Origin of the sequence: Arenibacter algicola (assembly GCF_000733925.1) — a bacterium.
Lineage (GTDB): Bacteria > Bacteroidota > Bacteroidia > Flavobacteriales > Flavobacteriaceae > Arenibacter > Arenibacter algicola.
Genome location: NZ_JPOO01000001.1, coordinates 1283675 through 1299722, shown reverse-complemented (window position 1 = coordinate 1299722; position 16048 = coordinate 1283675). Strand labels below are relative to the sequence as shown.

Below are 16048 nucleotides of genomic sequence, written 5' to 3'. Positions count from 1 at the left end.
AACAAAGAAAACCATTAAGCAAGAACAAAAAAACGAACATCATATAACTCTAGAACATGAAAAACATTTTTGACAAAAAGGTAGTAGACGAGGTTGTAGGAAGAATCAATAAACTAACCCCTAAAAGTGCCGGGCTATGGGGAAAAATGAATGTTGCCCAAATGATGGCCCACTGCAATGTTTCCTATGAAATGGTATATACGGATAAACATCCAAAACCCAATGGAGCAATGAAACTTATGCTTAAACTTTTCGTAAAACAACCGGTGGTCAATGAAAAACCGTACAAGAAAAATAGTCGGACTGCACCTGCCTTCCTAATCGTTGACGAGAGGGACTTTGAAAAGGAAAAGCAGCGATTGATAGATTATTTAATAAAAACCCAAGAACTTGGAGAAGATCACTTTCACAATAAGGAATCACATTCTTTTGGTCCCTTGACCAAAACAGAATGGAACAATTTGTTCTACAAACATCTCAACCATCATTTGGAGCAATTTGGGGTATAAAAAATTACCAAATAAAGTTTTTAAATCCTAGATAATCGATCCCCTGACAGATTTGGGGCAATTTTTAAAAAAAATTCCACATTTGAATATTATTCAATATTTTTGCACCTTATTCAAAAACTAACTACCAATAACAAATTTCATGAGAAAAATTACAGGCATTTATCTATTGACAATCTCCATTTTACTATTCTCTTGTTCCCCAAAAGAAAATAAGATGGGCGACTTTAAATTACTACCCCAACCTCAAGAATTTGACGTTACCGGAGTAAGTTCAATTTCCTACGATGCAACCCTTAAAGCTGAAGCAAAAAACGGGGAAGCACTGCCCATAATTGACGAGGATATTTTAGCGCTGGATAAAAATCAAGGCAAGACTACCTTAATGTATGAAATAGATTCCGATTTGGATGTTCCAGCGGAAGGTTACTCCCTGACCATAACGGATAAACAGATACTCATTAAAGGTAAGGATGAGGCCGGGTTGTTTTACGCCTTCAAAACCTTGGAACAATTGATGGTGGACGCCAAGGACCAGAGGGTAAACCTTCCATTGTGCCAACTAACGGATTACCCATTACTCGCCTACCGCTCCGTACACTTGGATGTAAAACACCATTTGGAAAAGACAGAATACTATTATGACCTGCTGGATAAGTTTGCCAGTTACAAGATCAACGGTATTATTTTGGAAGTTGAGGACAAATTAAAATTTAAACGTCAACCCACAGTTGCCTCCGCAGATGCCTTGAGCATTGAGGAATGGAAAAAGATCAGCGATTACGCCAAAGAGCGGCATATAGAAATAAGTCCATTGGTACAGGGCTTGGGCCATGCCTCATTTATTCTAAAACACCCGGAATACAAGGAGCTCAGGGACAACCAAGAAAGCGATTGGGCCTTTAATCCATTGGACCCCAAGACCTACGAAGTACAATTTGACCTGTATTTGGACGCCATGAAGGCCTTTCCCCACGGAAGATACTTGCATGTTGGGGGTGACGAAGTACACACCACTGGACGAGGCAGCAAGGAGTCGCCCTTAAAATTACAGCTGATGTGGTTGGACAAAGTGGCCAAATTTGCGGAAGAACACGGAAAGACCCCAATTTTCTGGGATGATATGCCTCTAAAACAGGCCGACGTTTATGACCCCATGTTCAAAAAAGATATGACACAGGAGGAAGTGGATCAGGTTTGGAAGGATAACGAACACAAATTATTGGAGTTTCTGGATATCTTCCCAAAGAATTGCATCTATATGAGGTGGAACTATAGTTCGCCCCAAGCCTTAGGAAACATCAAGGCCATGCAATGGTTTACGGACCACGGCATGGAGGTTATGGGCGCCACGGCGGGCCAAACCAGATGGGTTTTAATGCCACAGGAAGAGAGTAATATGGAAAACATACGTTCTTTTGCGGTTAGCTCCATAGACAGCGGCCTAAATGGGTTATTGTTGACTTTATGGGATGATGATTCCCCTCATTTTGAATTGTATATGAGGGGTATCCTGGCCTTTGCCGAATATTCCTGGATAGGGGACAAACGCAGTAAGGATGAAATAAAGTCGGCATTTAGACAGCGGGAATATGGGTATACCTTGGCCGACAAGAATGAGGCTTTTATTACTGAACTTGAGTCCCCAGTGGCCTTTTGGAAAAATGCCCTGCTTAAAAAGAACCAACGCAACTTCCTTCATCAGATGAAAGATCCCTTGGAAGAGGCCGTTATTGACTTTCCTGACAAAGAAAATATAGGGGCTTGGAGCTTGTCCAATGAAGAGCGTTTAAAGACAGCTGCCGAAACCTTATCCCAAACAGATAGTATTGCCAAGAAAATAGAGAATGCCCGTTCCCTTGCCCTGCGCAACGACCATAACCTACAAGTGTATGAACAGGTTAACAAACTGGCAGGTTATAGTCCAAAAATGTTATTGGCACTTAGAGACTACGACAAGGCGGAAAGTAGAGAGGATATCATGGCAACAGCTTCGAAGCTAAAAGAGTTGGAGTCGGAATTCGGCAGCCTTAGAAGGGAATTGGAAACGGTCTACAGTAAAACCCGAATATTGAACAAACCGGATAATTACATTCTGGACCAGGACCATCATGTGCATTTGGCCAATCAATCCTTAAATTTCGATTGGCAATTCTATGCCGAAATATTGTTCTTTAAAAAGTTGAAACAAGAACTTGCTAAGGAAATTTACATGGAGAATGCAGATCCCCTAAAAAAATAATTAGCTGCAAAATTCACTACAGAAGAAATAGGGGTGAAATATCTTATACCAATGTTAACAATAATAAGCGTTTAATTAAGTATATTTCGCCCTTAAATCCGATGCGGAAATCGGGCTTAAGGAGCGTATATGAAAGAGAAGGAAGCTACCCGAATAAACAAGTTTTTAAGTGAAATGGGCTATTGTTCGCGCAGGGCCGCGGACAAACTTATAGAACAAGGACGGGTAACCATTAACGGAAAGGTTCCAGAAATGGGTACAAAAATTACCGTGGCCGACGAGGTACGGGTGGATGGGGAGCTTATTTCCGAACCTCAAGAAAAGCCGGTATACATTGCGTTCAACAAACCCATTGGCATTGTTTGCACTACCGATACGCGGGTGGAAAAGGACAATATTATCGACTTCATAAATTACCCAAGCAGAATATTCCCAATTGGGAGATTGGACAAACCCAGCGAAGGATTGATTCTATTGACCAATGACGGAGATATAGTAAATAAGATTTTACGGGCCAGAAATAAGCACCAGAAAGAATATATTGTTACCGTAGATAGACCTATAACAAAGGTTTTCCTGGAGAAAATGGCCAATGGGGTCCCCATCTTGGATAGGGTAACCCGTAAATGCGAAATTGAGGAAATAAGCAAGTTCCAATTTCGAATTATTCTAACACAGGGGCTCAACCGTCAGATAAGGCGGATGTGCGAGTATCTAGGGTACAATGTAACCGCCTTAAAACGTATTAGGATCATGAATATTCAATTGGACGTTCCGGTTGGGAAATGGCGATATTTATCTGAAAAGGAATTGAGCGAAATCAATGAAATGATTTCCGATTCTACCAAGACCCATTACAAGTAAAAACAAGAAACTACCCCTCTAATTTAATTTTAAAAGTATGACCATGAAGATGGAAGAAATAGAAAATATTGAGTTATTATATTTAAGCGTGGATGACTATCAAGAGCTTAAAACGGCCATGATAGAATCCTACACCACTATGCCGGAGTCTTACTGGCGGGAACATCAAATAGATAATTTAATATCCAAATTTCCGGAGGGACAGGTCGTTATCAAAGTAAATGGCCAAATTGCAGGCTGCGCATTGTCCATTATTCTGGATTATGATAAATTTGAAAATAAACACACCTACCAACAGATTACCGGTAATTACACTTTTAACACCCATTCTCCGGATGGCGATGTTCTTTATGGGATCGATGTCTTTATAAAACCCGAATATAGGGGAATGCGCTTGGGCAGAAGGTTATACGACTACAGAAAAGACCTTTGTGAACGCTTAAACTTGAGAGGGGTTGCCTTTGGCGGCAGAATCCCCAACTATCATAAATACATGGATAGTATCACGCCCAAGGAGTATATAGAAAAAGTAAAGCAAAAGGAAATAAACGACCCCGTACTTAATTTCCAAATTTCCAACGATTTCCATCCCAGTAAAATTCTAAAAAACTATTTGGAAGGTGACTCAGCTTCCGACGATTACGCCGTGCTTTTGGAGTGGGACAACATTTATTATGAAAAAAAGAACATAAAGGCAAGCGTCATAAAAAAGGTAGTACGGGTAGGGCTCATTCAATGGCAAATGCGACCCTATAAAAATCTAGATGATGTACTTCAACAAGCAGAGTATTTTATAGATGCCGTTTCTGGGTATCGCTCAGATTTTGCCCTGTTCCCCGAATTCTTTAATGCCCCGTTGATGGCGGAGAACAATCATTTATCAGAGTCTGCTGCTATTAGAGAGTTAGCCCAACACACGGCCACTATTGTACAACGATTTTCTGAATTTGCAATTTCCTATAACATCAATATTATTACAGGTAGTATGCCAGAAATAATAGATGGAGGGCTTTACAATGTTGGTTATATCTGTAAAAGAGATGGTACCAAGGAGCGATATGAAAAACTCCATGTAACTCCAGACGAGGCAAAGGTATGGGGCATGCAAGGAGGCAATGAACTAAAGGTATTTGACACGGATTGCGGAAAGATAGGCGTCCTGATCTGCTACGATTCCGAATTTCCGGAATTAAGCCGATTATTGGCAGATGAAGGAATGGATATTCTGTTTGTTCCCTACCTAACCGACACCCAAAATGGGTTTTCCAGGGTCAGAAATTGTGCACAGGCCAGGGCCATTGAAAATGAATGTTATGTGGCTATTGCAGGAAGCGTGGGCAACTTGCCCAAGGTACATAATATGGATATTCAATATGCCCAGTCCATGGTATTTACCCCCTGTGATTTTGCTTTTCCAGCCAATGGAATAAAGGCCGAAGCCACGCCAAATACCGAAATGATTCTGATCGTTGACCTGGATATAGATCTACTGAGGGAACTAAACCAATTTGGTAGCGTTAGAAACCTAAAAGATAGAAGAACGGATATTTTTGAAGTGCGCAGAAAGAATTAAACCCCTAAAGTAAATTTTTTACACCATCCTGTATGCTGTTTTCTGCATATAAGATGAAAGTAATGGGCGCCAACCTGCTCAAACCTATTTTTGACGAATCACCGCAGGACAAGCTCTTTAAAACGTGTTCGCTTACTAAATTGTATTGCTGCTTCACAAGAGTAGCAACACAAGTCAACCTGTACACTATTTCCCTCTGCTGCTTATAAAAATTATTGGCTTTAGTGCAAGTTGCTTTCAGTTTTTGGCCGGTAAACCGGGCTCAATTAGCAAAGATTCAGCCTCAAAGGCTTCCGGAAATTTAAACAAAATTTTAATAGGGTATTTCATTAAAAATCACTACCTTAGGAAGACAATCGTTCATTGATATAAGCAATAGATGCTTAGCTTGAATTATCAATTCCAATCTATACCAACCACCCACCAATTAACTTTATTGCCCATACTTCGATCAATTTAATGGTGACATAATGTCTTATAATTATCTTTAATTAGTGTCATATTGACACATAAATAGACTGGGTACGACATTTGCTCTTTGTTTTATTAGAATCTAAAGTTTAATGCAAAATGTAAAAGTCATGTAGGTGATAAAAAAAGAAGAAAAAGAAAAAAAAGAAAAAAATGAAACTCAAAAAAAACCCCTTTCGAAAAACCCCCTTTATGGCTGCAACATTAATTTTGTTGTTCTTAGGGGTAACGCCCTCCGTTTCGGCGGCCTTCCTGTATCAAGATATGCAGGAACAGGAAAGTTCATTTAACCAATATCAAGGTAGAATTATTGATAGTGAAACCAATAATCCATTGGTCTTCGCTACTCTTTCCATTGAAAATACCAATATTAGTACCGTCAGCAATACAGAGGGTTACTTTTCACTGAAAGTTCCCAAAGACATGAGCGAGGGACAGGTCAGCGTTTCCTTTTTGGGATACGAGACCAGAACAATCCCTTTAACCCAATTGAAGGAAAATAAAAATGAAATTGCTCTGGTAGTTAGCTTTACGGAATTATCCGAAGTGAGCCTTGCCGTACCGAAAGACGCAAAGGCCTTGGTTAAGGAAACTTTGCTCCGAAGGGGTGATAATTATTTTGACGACCCCACCTTAATGACAGCCTTTTACAGGGAAACCATTAAAAAAAGAAGGAAAAACGTATCCTTGTCAGAAGCCGTTGTAAATATTTACAAATCCCCATACAATTCCGATCGTAGGGATGCATTACAGCTTTACAAGGCAAGAAAGAGCACGGATTACGACAAACTGGACACCTTGGCCATTAAACTGCAAGGAGGGCCTTTTAATACCCTTTTTGTAGACATGATCAAATACCCACAATATATTTTTACCGAAGAAACATTTGATGATTATAACTTTAGTTTTGAAAATTCAACCAAAGTCAACGACAAACTTATCTTCGTTATCAATTTTAAACAAAGGGAATCTATTCTAGACCCCTTGTACCAAGGCAAACTATATATTGATGCCGATAAAAAAATTCTGACCAGTGCCATCTATTCCCTTAACATTACGGACAGGGACAAGGCCGCCAAAATGTTCGTGCGCAAAAAGCCTGCCCATGCCAATGTTTGGCCAACGGATATTGCCTACCGCGTAGATTACAGGGAAAAGAACGGAAAATGGTATTACGGGTATAGCAATGTCCTTTTGGAATTCAAAATAAACTGGGACGATCGACTTTTCAATTCGGTATATAGTATGACCTGCGAAATGGCCATTACGGATTGGGAGAAGAATACCACAGGAGAATCGCCCAAATTTAAGGACCGAATTAAATCTTCCATAATTTTGGAGGATGAGGCAATAGGATTTTCAGATCCGGATTTTTGGGGAGAGTACAATATCATAGAACCAGAAAAATCTATAGAATCTGCTATTAAGAAAATACAAAGGCAATTGAGAAGATCCAAATCCAAAGAGGATTCGTCATCCTTGGGAATGTAGAGCTTTTATATTTGAACTATGAAGTCCGTCATGTTTATGACGGACTTTTTTTATGCGTTTTTTTATATATTTAGATGATACAAAATCAGCTTAATGAAAAAAAGGAGACAGTTCTTTAAAACAGCCATTGGGGCTGGGGTAGCCACCCTAATACCATCAACAATATTTGCCAATTCGCATGAAAAAAAATCGCCCAATACGATCCTAAAGCCAAAAGCATTAAAAAAAGGGGACACTATTGGTCTTGTAGCACCCGGATATGCCATAAAACCTGAGGTCTTGATAGAGGCCAAAGAAACATTGGAAAAAATGGGATTTATACCCTACCATACGGATCGCATACACGGGAACCATGGTTACTTTAGCAATACGGATGCAGAGCGGGTTGCGGATCTGAACGAAATGTTCGCCAATAAAAAGATAGATGGTATCCTTTGCGCTCGCGGCGGATACGGATGCACCAGGATTATGCATTTGATAGATTATGAGCTTATTAAAAAAAATCCCAAAGCTATAATTGGTTTTAGTGACATTACAGCCCTATTAAATGGCATATATCAAGAAACTGGCCTCATCACCTTTCACGGGCCTGTAGGAAGCACTTTGAACGACCCTTATAGTATTGAGCACTTGCTAAACGTGGTCATGAAATCCAAAAAATTGCCACCCATTATCAATAATGTACAAATAACAGATCTAGAAGAATATGGCAAGCCTGAATATGATCGATATACCATTAATCCCGGTGTTGTAACAGGAAAATTGGTAGGCGGTAGTTTAACTTTGGTAAATGCCCTAATAGGAACTCCCCATGAAATTGATTTTACAGATGCTATAGTCTTTCTGGAAGATATTGAAGAAGCCCCTTACCGTATAGATAGAATGCTGACCCAATTGGTGCAAGGCCCAACTTTTAATAAGGCTGCAGGAATTGCTTTGGGGGTTTTTAAAGGATGCGATAGTGTTCCGGATCCCAGATCGTTTACGCTTAAGGAAGTGATACTGGATAGAATTAAGCCTTTGGGAATACCAGCAGTTTATGGTATGACATTTGGCCATATAGAAAACAACTTTACACTTCCAATAGGAATCAATGCCAAATTGGATACCAATAAAATGACATTGGAGTTATTGGAAAAGGCGGTCCGATAAATATAAAAGGTAGAACTTATAAACTGCTACATATTATAAAAAACAAATTACCTTAAACCATAATGCGGCCATCATAGGTATGGCTGCTTTTTTTTGATTGAAACCCAGTCCTATTCGGTTAGTTGGCCACCTCGCTTATAAACTTCAATCGGTACAACCTAAGCTCTTCATCCTCATACTCCCCATCAAATTCCTTTAAGGCCACTTCCAGATCATCCGTATTGGCTTCCAAGAAGTAATCATGGATTTCTTCTTGCTGGTCCTCATCCAAAATCTCATCGATCCAATAAGCGATATTTAATTTGGTACCACTAAAGACAATTTGTTCCATCTCCTTGATCAATTCGTTCAGTTCCAATCCCTTGGCAGAAGCGATATCATCCAACGGCAATTTTCTATCTACGTTTTGAATGATATAAAGCTTAAGGGAAGAATTGGCACCCGTACTTTTTACGATCAGATCATCGGGTCGTAAAATGTTATTATCCTCCACATAGGCGGCAATCTGATCCACAAAGGGCTTGCCATATTTTTTGGCCTTTCCTTCCCCAACTCCATAGATATTCACCAATTCATCCAAAGAAATCGGATATTTGAGGGCCATATCCTCTAGGGAGGGGTCTTGAAAAACAACAAAAGGAGGAACCCCCAATTTATGGGCCTCTTTTTTTCTTAAATCTTTTAGAATCTTCAATAAATTATCATCGGCCACGCCTCCTGAAGATTTTGCGGCGCTTACTATGGCATCATCGGTCTCCTTATTGTAAACATGATCCATGGTCATCATAAATGATGTAGGATTTTTAACAAATTCCTTTCCAAGTGGGGTAACATGTAAAATGCCGTATTGCTCTATTTCCTTTCTAAGCAACCCTGCTACTAAAGTCTGCCGGATCAACGCCATCCAATAACCCTTATCCTTATCCCGTCCTATACCAAAAAATTCCTTTTCATCGGTCTTATGAGAGGATATCAGGGCATTTACCTTCCCGACCAAGGTCCTAACCACCTCCTTGGACTTAAATTTCTCACTGGTCCCCATTACTACATTTATCAGTTTAACCACATCGTCCTTGGCTTCCTGCTTGTCCTTGGGGTTTCGGGTATTGTCATCCATATCGGCTCCGTCCCCGTTTATTTCATCGAATTCCTCACCAAAATAATGAAGTATAAATTTTCTTCGGGACATTGAAGTTTCGGCATAACCCACAATTTCCTGTAAAAGGGCGTTTCCAATTTCCTGTTCAGCCACGGGCTTGCCCGACATGAATTTTTCCAATTTTTCCACATCCTTGTAAGAGTAGAAAGCAAGGCAATGTCCTTCTCCCCCATCCCTACCGGCCCTACCGGTCTCCTGATAATAGCTTTCTATACTCTTGGGAATATCGTGATGAATTACAAAACGCACGTCCGGTTTATCAATTCCCATCCCAAATGCAATGGTGGCAACTACAACATCTACATCCTCCATAAGGAACATATCCTGATGCTTGGACCTGGTTTTACCATCCAATCCGGCATGGTACGGTACCGCGCTAACTCCATTTACCTGCAATACCTGCGCCAGTTCCTCTACCCGTTTCCTGCTAAGACAATAAATAATTCCTGATTTGCCCAAATTTTGTTTTATAAAACGAATGATATCACCATCAACATTTTGGGTCTTAGGCCTTACTTCGTAATAAAGATTTGGTCTATTAAAACTTGCCTTGAATACCTTGGCATCGGTTATTCCCAAATTTTTAATAATATCTTCCTGTACCTTGGGCGTCGCGGTTGCAGTTAGGGCAATAATCGGTATGTTATCACCCAATCTACCTACGATAGATTTAAGATTGCGGTATTCCGGCCTAAAATCGTGCCCCCATTCCGAAATACAGTGGGCCTCATCCACCGCCACAAAGGAAATAGTTTCCCCTTGCAAAAAATCTACATATTCCTCCTTGGTCAAAGATTCGGGAGCAACATACAAAAGCTTGGTTATCCCACTACTTACATCACTTTTCACCTGTTTAATCTCTGTCTTCGTCAAAGAAGAGTTCAAAACATGGGCCACACCTATCTCGCTGGACACGTCCCTAATAGCATCTACTTGATTTTTCATAAGGGCGATCAATGGCGATACCACGATTGCCGTACCTTCCTGCATCAATGCAGGCAATTGATAACAAAGGGATTTTCCACCTCCAGTGGGCATTATTACAAAGGTATTTTTACCTTGTACTATATTCTTAACAACATTTTCCTGTAAACCTTTGAATTGGGAGAATCCAAAATATTTTTTTAGAGAGGCATGTAAATCAGTCTCATTTATACCCATACCGTACTTCACCATTATTTATATTATATATTGGCGCCAACGCCAAAAATGAAATTCCTTAAGTTAAGGAATTTTTGCCTTTTAAATAAGTATTTGCTTGAAATAAATTTGTTCAAATTTAAAATATTCTATAAACTTAAGTTTATGTAATTTTGTACAATAAAGATAAGACTTTCTTTTAGGAAAATCATCACATAATTTTAAATTACTTTGAGCGACACCAAAGCTATATTGGCCATAGCAAAGAAAACCATTGACAATGAGGCCGAGGCAATCTCCTATTTAGCGACTCTCTTAAACGAAGATTTTTCCAATGCTGTGGAATGCATCAGACAATCCAAAGGCAGGGTCATAATTTCAGGTATCGGAAAAAGTGCCCTTATCGCTTCCAAAATTGTTGCCACCTTAAATTCCACAGGTACCCCATCTATTTTTATGCATGCCGCCGACGCCATTCACGGTGATCTTGGAACCGTACAGAAAGACGATGTGGTTATCTGCATATCCAAAAGTGGAAATACCGCCGAAATTAAGATGCTGGTGCCCTTAATAAAACGGGGCAAGAACAAATTAATTGGAATGACCGGAAACCCAGATTCCTTTTTGGCGACGCAAGCCGACTTTATTTTAAATACCTATGTTGAAAAAGAGGCCTGCCCCAACAATCTTGCACCCACAACAAGTACAACGGCCCAATTGGTCATTGGGGACGCCTTGGCCATTTGCCTATTGGAACTCAAGGGATTTAGCAGTAAGGACTTTGCAAAATACCACCCAGGAGGTGCCCTAGGAAAGAAATTATATCTAAGGGTGGGCGATATTGCCACTAATAATCAGATTCCCCAGGTACGCACCAATAGCGACGTAAAATCTGTGATCATTGAGATCTCCGAAAAAATGTTGGGAGCTGCAGCAGTATTGGAAGATCAAAAAATTGTTGGGATAATAACGGATGGCGATATAAGGCGAATGCTCAACAAATATGACAATATTTATGGTTTAACCGCCAAAGATATCATGAGCGTTACCCCTAAGACAATAGCTTCGGATGTCCTTGCCGTAAAGGCATTGGAAATAATGCAGGCCAATAATATATCACAAATATTGGTTGTTGATGGAGAGAATTACAAAGGAATAGTACATTTACACAATTTAATTAAAGAAGGCATACTGTAATGGCAAAAACGATTAAAACCCCAAATGAAATGTCCTTCCTGGACCATTTGGAAGAACTAAGATGGCATTTAATACGATCAACCTTAGCCATAGTTATTATAGGAGGAGTAGCTTTTTTAATGAAGGGTTTTATTTTTGACACGGTCATTTTTGGGCCGATGATGCCAGATTTTCCAACCTATCACGTTTTTTGCGACTTCTCCAAGTTATTGGGTTTTAGTGAGGCATTTTGCAATACAGAACCGGAATTTACGGTACAGAGTAGGCAAATGTCCGAACAATTCTCTGCACACATCTGGACTTCCATTTGGGCAGGTTTTATAATCGGATTCCCCTATGTGCTTTATGAATTGTGGAAATTTATTGCTCCCGGACTATATGACAACGAGCGTCAGAACGCAAGGGGATTTATTTTTATAGCTTCCTCCCTTTTCTTTATGGGGGTATTGTTCGGATACTACGTTGTAGCCCCCCTGTCCATTAACTTTTTGGGAGGCTACTCCATAAGTGATTCTGTGGTAAGGGAAATAGATTTGGTTTCCTATATATCTACGGTAAGAGCAGCTGTTATTGCCTGTGGTTTAATATTTGAATTGCCCATTATCATTTATTTCTTGACCAAAATTGGTTTGGTTACTCCGGAAATACTCCGCAAATACAGAAAAATAGCACTAGTTGTGGTACTTCTTATATCTGCAGTAATTACCCCACCGGACGTAGCCAGTCAGATTATAGTAGCGGTACCCATTTTAATACTTTACCAAATAAGTATTTACATTTCCAAGGTGGTTCTAAAAAGAGAAGCCAAAAAACAGAAGAAAAATGTCAAATCAAGTTAAGGAATTTAACGACTATCGTTCCAAAATGAACGAAAAGCTCCTGGCAGACAACAACAAGATCATAAAAAGAATCTTCAACTTGGACACCAATGCCTACGCCGCCGGTGCGCTGGATGTAAAGACCAAAGAGCTATTGGGGTTGGTTGCTTCGGCTGTACTGCGTTGCGACGACTGTGTAAAATATCACTTGGAAAGCTCCTACAATGAGGGCGCCAGCAAGGAAGAAGTTATGGAAACTTTGGGCATAGCTACCCTTGTCGGCGGCACTATAGTAGTTCCCCACTTGAGAAGAGCCTACGAATATTGGGAGGAATTGGAAAAACAAGAAGGTTAAAAAATCTACAATATCTTTCCCCAAACTAATATAAGGCTTAGTTTTGGGGAATAGAAAGGTACTATGAAGCTAAGAGCAGATAACATTATGAAGTCCTACCGGGGGCGACAAGTAGTTAAGGGGATTTCGTTGGAGGTAAACCAAGGTGAGATCGTTGGTTTATTGGGTCCCAATGGTGCCGGAAAAACAACATCATTTTATATGATAGTTGGGCTGATAAAACCCAATGGAGGCAATATTTATCTGGACAAAATGGAAATTACGCGCTTCCCCATGTACAAAAGAGCACAAAATGGTATTGGATATTTGGCTCAGGAGGCCTCTGTATTTAGAAAATTGAGCATTGAAAAAAATATTCTGAGCGTTCTTCAATTGACCAAATTGAGCAAGAAGGAGCAGCTGATGAAAATGGAATCGCTCATAGAAGAATTTGGCCTGGGTCACATACGCAAAAACCGTGGCGATCTTTTATCGGGTGGCGAAAGAAGGAGGACCGAAATTGCAAGGGCCTTGGCGACCGATCCAAAATTCATCTTATTGGACGAACCCTTCGCCGGAGTAGACCCAGTGGCCGTTGAAGACATTCAGAGAATTGTGGCCCAACTTAAAAATAAGAATATCGGTATCTTAATTACAGACCACAACGTACAGGAAACTTTGGCAATTACAGAGCGTTCCTATCTAATGTTCGAAGGTGGCATCCTTAAATCGGGGATTCCCGAAGACTTGGCAGCCGATGAAATGGTCCGCAAAGTGTATTTAGGACAGAATTTTGAGCTTCGTAGGAAGAAATTGGATTTTTAATTATATCCACCCCACTCTTGCGGTAATTGTTCAAATCAATAAACCTTCCCAAAACATCACCTTTTTTAGTCCATGATTTATTGGGCCCTAACACTACAAGGTCCATTTTTTTCATAAAGAATCAATCTGTTTTTGAAACTTTTAGGTTATTTACCAAAGAACTGATAATATAAAAAGCTATTATACCAGGAATAGCCATAAATTTCATGGTGAGGATCATTACAAAACTTACAGTTATAAAAATATAGCGCAGGGCATTATCCCGAAAACTCCAATTTTTAAACTTCAGGGCAAATAAACCAATTCGGGCATTTAACAGATATGCGCTCAATAAGGTTGTCCCGATCAAGAACCATTTATTCAAGATAATGGTGTTTAAAAAATCATTGTTGTGATAAAGTAGTATTAAGGGAAAAGAAAGTATCAGCAAAGCATTGGCAGGCGTAGGTAGTCCCACAAAGGAGGAAACCTGATTTTCATCCAGATTAAATTTTGCCAAACGATATGCCGAGGCCAGGGTAATTAAAAATCCAAAAAAAGGAATCAATGGAATGTCGAATACAGCCCACTGCATGGTATCCGTTGTATTCGGCTGAAGACCAATGTTCCATCCCCCGCTGTAGGACATACTCAATAACTGGAACATTACTATACCTGGAACCAAACCACTTGTAATTACGTCGGCAAGGGAATCCAATTGCAGCCCTAGCTCACTTCTCACATTCAAGGCCCTAGCGGCCAATCCATCAAAAAAATCAAAAAAAATACCCAAAAAGACAAAAAAAGCGGCCACCTCCAACTTGTTCAAAACCGCAAACACGGTGGCTACACAACCACAAAAAACATTTAATAAGGTTATAACATTGGGAATATGGCGCTTCATAGGTCTTGTTTTACTTGGTTGGACATCCACATTTGCACATTGCATCTTAGGTGCCATGATGTAAAAATACCATTTATTAAAAAATGCTGTTAAAATATATCCTGTTTTTTATAATAGCTTGTACTATCCCACTTAAATCCTATAAATTATTCGATATTTGCGGTGGTAATTTCAAAAAATAGCGGCTCCCAATAGCATATGAGCAGAAGGATTCTTTTTATTGCATTTTTTTTGGGCCTGATGTTCCACGGCACCGCACAGGTAAGGGAAATATCTCCCGAATCACAAATAAGCGTTTTAACCTGTGGCTCGGGAAGCGATCTATACACTACATTTGGCCATAGCGCTTTTAGAATCCAGGATCCCGCCCAGGGAATAGACTGGGTTTATAATTATGGGACTTTTAATTTTGACCCGCCCATGTTCTATGTGGAGTTTGCCATGGGCAAATTATTCTATTCCTTGAGCAAGCAAAACATGCCCAATTTCCTGTATGCCTACGAAATGGAAAATAGATGGGTAAAAGAACAACTCTTACAGCTTAGCCCTGCAGAAAGGAATAAATTGTTCCAATTTTTGGAAAATAATTATCGCCCGGAAAATAGGGATTACAAATACGATTTCTTTTTCAACAATTGCGCTACCAAAATTGGGGATGTCCTACAAGAGGCCCTTGGTGAAAATCTGCATTTTAACGAAGGCCATTTGGAAAAAAATTACACCTTCAGGCAGCTTATACACCAAAATCTAATTACCAATTCGTGGTCCAGTTTCGGTATAGATTTGGCATTGGGGGCAATAATAGACAGAACAGCTACAGTTAAGGAACATATGTTCTTACCCATATATGTCATGGAACAATTGGGCAATACCACCCTATCCGAACACGATGTAGTAATAAGGGAAAGGTCCATTTTAACTTCCGTAAAAAAGGAGAACAAGGGATACTTTCTAGCCTCTCCCCTATTTTGGATATTGGCAATGTTATTGTTTGTTCTTACCATTACCTATATCGATTATAAAAATCATACCAGAAGCAGGATCTTGGATTCCGTACTATTTTTTGTTACGGGGCTTGCCGGGGTGCTACTTATTTTCCTTTGGTTTTTTACCGACCATACGGCTACTGCCAACAACTTTAATATCCTTTGGGTATTTCCATTGAATTTAATTATTGGCTTTATTATTTTAAGAAAGAAGAATACTCCTAGTTGGCTGCCCAAATACTTGTTAATTCTATTGGGATTATTGGGTGCAACCATTGTATTGGCTATATTTAGGGTACAGGTGTTCTCCCCCTTGGCCATACCCATCTGGATTATACTTGGCGCAAGATATCTTTTTTTATGGAAGTATTTCCAACAACACATCAGTTTAAAATAATACCTTA

Annotated in this window: 13 protein-coding genes; 11 read left to right on the top strand and 2 right to left on the bottom strand. The window is 39.7% G+C overall.

All coding sequences use genetic code 11. The features are described from left to right. The first annotated feature begins 56 nt into the window (after window positions 1–56). The 6 genes from U735_RS0105700 to U735_RS0105670 all read left to right on the top strand — a co-directional run bounded on the left by U735_RS0105700 (window position 57) and on the right by U735_RS0105670 (window position 8302). Window positions 57–509 carry a DUF1569 domain-containing protein gene (locus U735_RS0105700; protein ID WP_031442904.1) on the top strand — a complete coding sequence of 151 codons (453 nt, stop codon included), beginning with the start codon at window positions 57–59 and terminating at the stop codon, window positions 507–509. Between the two features lie 142 nt (window positions 510–651). After that, window positions 652–2751: a beta-N-acetylhexosaminidase gene (locus tag U735_RS0105695; RefSeq protein ID WP_031442903.1), complete on the top strand. Its 2100-nt coding sequence runs from the start codon at window positions 652–654 to the stop codon at window positions 2749–2751. A 129-nt stretch (window positions 2752–2880) separates the two neighbouring features. Next, entirely contained in the window at window positions 2881–3615 is a 735-nt protein-coding gene (rluF, locus tag U735_RS0105690; RefSeq protein WP_031442902.1) for a 23S rRNA pseudouridine(2604) synthase RluF, read from the top strand. 43 nt (window positions 3616–3658) lie between these two features. Next, window positions 3659–5188: a carbon-nitrogen hydrolase family protein gene (locus U735_RS0105685; RefSeq protein WP_031442901.1), complete on the top strand. Its 1530-nt coding sequence runs from the start codon at window positions 3659–3661 to the stop codon at window positions 5186–5188. 624 nt (window positions 5189–5812) lie between these two features. Beyond that, a complete protein-coding gene (locus tag U735_RS0105675) occupies window positions 5813–7150 on the top strand; it encodes a carboxypeptidase-like regulatory domain-containing protein (RefSeq protein WP_034248060.1) in 1338 nt (445 codons plus the stop codon). A gap of 93 nt (window positions 7151–7243) precedes the next feature. Further along, on the top strand, window positions 7244–8302 hold the full coding sequence (locus U735_RS0105670) for a S66 peptidase family protein (protein WP_031442899.1): 1059 nt from the start codon (window positions 7244–7246) through the stop codon (window positions 8300–8302). A 118-nt stretch (window positions 8303–8420) separates the two neighbouring features. On the opposite strand, the gene recQ is transcribed toward U735_RS0105670, so the two are convergent. Further along, window positions 8421–10622 (bottom strand): DNA helicase RecQ, encoded by a 2202-nt coding sequence (gene recQ / locus U735_RS0105665; protein WP_031442898.1) that lies wholly within the window; start codon window positions 10620–10622, stop codon window positions 8421–8423. Between the two features lie 210 nt (window positions 10623–10832). On the opposite strand from recQ, the gene U735_RS0105660 reads away from it, so the two are divergent. The 4 genes from U735_RS0105660 (at window position 10833) to lptB (ending at window position 13775) form a co-directional block, all read left to right on the top strand. Then, window positions 10833–11798 (top strand): KpsF/GutQ family sugar-phosphate isomerase, encoded by a 966-nt coding sequence (locus U735_RS0105660; protein ID WP_031442897.1) that lies wholly within the window; start codon window positions 10833–10835, stop codon window positions 11796–11798. Then, window positions 11798–12637: a twin-arginine translocase subunit TatC gene (gene tatC, locus U735_RS0105655; RefSeq protein WP_031442896.1), complete on the top strand. Its 840-nt coding sequence runs from the start codon at window positions 11798–11800 to the stop codon at window positions 12635–12637. Before U735_RS0105660 ends, tatC begins: the two co-directional genes overlap by 1 nt. Further along, window positions 12621–12971 (top strand): carboxymuconolactone decarboxylase family protein, encoded by a 351-nt coding sequence (locus U735_RS0105650; protein ID WP_031442895.1) that lies wholly within the window; start codon window positions 12621–12623, stop codon window positions 12969–12971. The genes tatC and U735_RS0105650 overlap by 17 nt, the downstream gene beginning before the upstream one ends. A gap of 63 nt (window positions 12972–13034) precedes the next feature. Continuing rightward, window positions 13035–13775, top strand: coding sequence for an LPS export ABC transporter ATP-binding protein (gene lptB, locus U735_RS0105645; RefSeq protein ID WP_031442894.1), 741 nt, complete (start codon window positions 13035–13037; stop codon window positions 13773–13775). A gap of 121 nt (window positions 13776–13896) precedes the next feature. On the opposite strand, the gene U735_RS0105640 is transcribed toward lptB, so the two are convergent. After that, window positions 13897–14658 (bottom strand): CDP-alcohol phosphatidyltransferase family protein, encoded by a 762-nt coding sequence (locus tag U735_RS0105640; protein WP_031442893.1) that lies wholly within the window; start codon window positions 14656–14658, stop codon window positions 13897–13899. Window positions 14659–14856: 198 nt separating this feature from the next. Here U735_RS0105640 and U735_RS0105635 point away from each other — a divergent pair, with 198 nt between their 5' ends. After that, window positions 14857–16041: a lipoprotein N-acyltransferase Lnb domain-containing protein gene (locus U735_RS0105635; protein ID WP_031442892.1), complete on the top strand. Its 1185-nt coding sequence runs from the start codon at window positions 14857–14859 to the stop codon at window positions 16039–16041. The last annotated feature ends 7 nt before the right edge of the window (window positions 16042–16048 follow it).

Bases quoted from the DNA above. Each gene is read 5' to 3' on its own strand.
- U735_RS0105700 (WP_031442904.1), top strand. From the start codon at position 57: ATGAAAAACATTTTTGACAAAAAGGTAGTAGACGAGGTTGTAGGAAGA.
- U735_RS0105695 (WP_031442903.1), top strand. From the start codon at position 652: ATGAGAAAAATTACAGGCATTTATCTATTGACAATCTCCATTTTACTA.
- rluF (WP_031442902.1), top strand. From the start codon at position 2,881: ATGAAAGAGAAGGAAGCTACCCGAATAAACAAGTTTTTAAGTGAAATG.
- U735_RS0105685 (WP_031442901.1), top strand. From the start codon at position 3,659: ATGAAGATGGAAGAAATAGAAAATATTGAGTTATTATATTTAAGCGTG.
- U735_RS0105675 (WP_034248060.1), top strand. From the start codon at position 5,813: ATGAAACTCAAAAAAAACCCCTTTCGAAAAACCCCCTTTATGGCTGCA.
- U735_RS0105670 (WP_031442899.1), top strand. From the start codon at position 7,244: ATGAAAAAAAGGAGACAGTTCTTTAAAACAGCCATTGGGGCTGGGGTA.
- recQ (WP_031442898.1), bottom strand. From the start codon at position 10,622: ATGGGTATAAATGAGACTGATTTACATGCCTCTCTAAAAAAATATTTT.
- tatC (WP_031442896.1), top strand. From the start codon at position 11,798: ATGGCAAAAACGATTAAAACCCCAAATGAAATGTCCTTCCTGGACCAT.
- U735_RS0105650 (WP_031442895.1), top strand. From the start codon at position 12,621: ATGTCAAATCAAGTTAAGGAATTTAACGACTATCGTTCCAAAATGAAC.
- lptB (WP_031442894.1), top strand. From the start codon at position 13,035: ATGAAGCTAAGAGCAGATAACATTATGAAGTCCTACCGGGGGCGACAA.
- U735_RS0105640 (WP_031442893.1), bottom strand. From the start codon at position 14,658: ATGAAGCGCCATATTCCCAATGTTATAACCTTATTAAATGTTTTTTGT.
- U735_RS0105635 (WP_031442892.1), top strand. From the start codon at position 14,857: ATGAGCAGAAGGATTCTTTTTATTGCATTTTTTTTGGGCCTGATGTTC.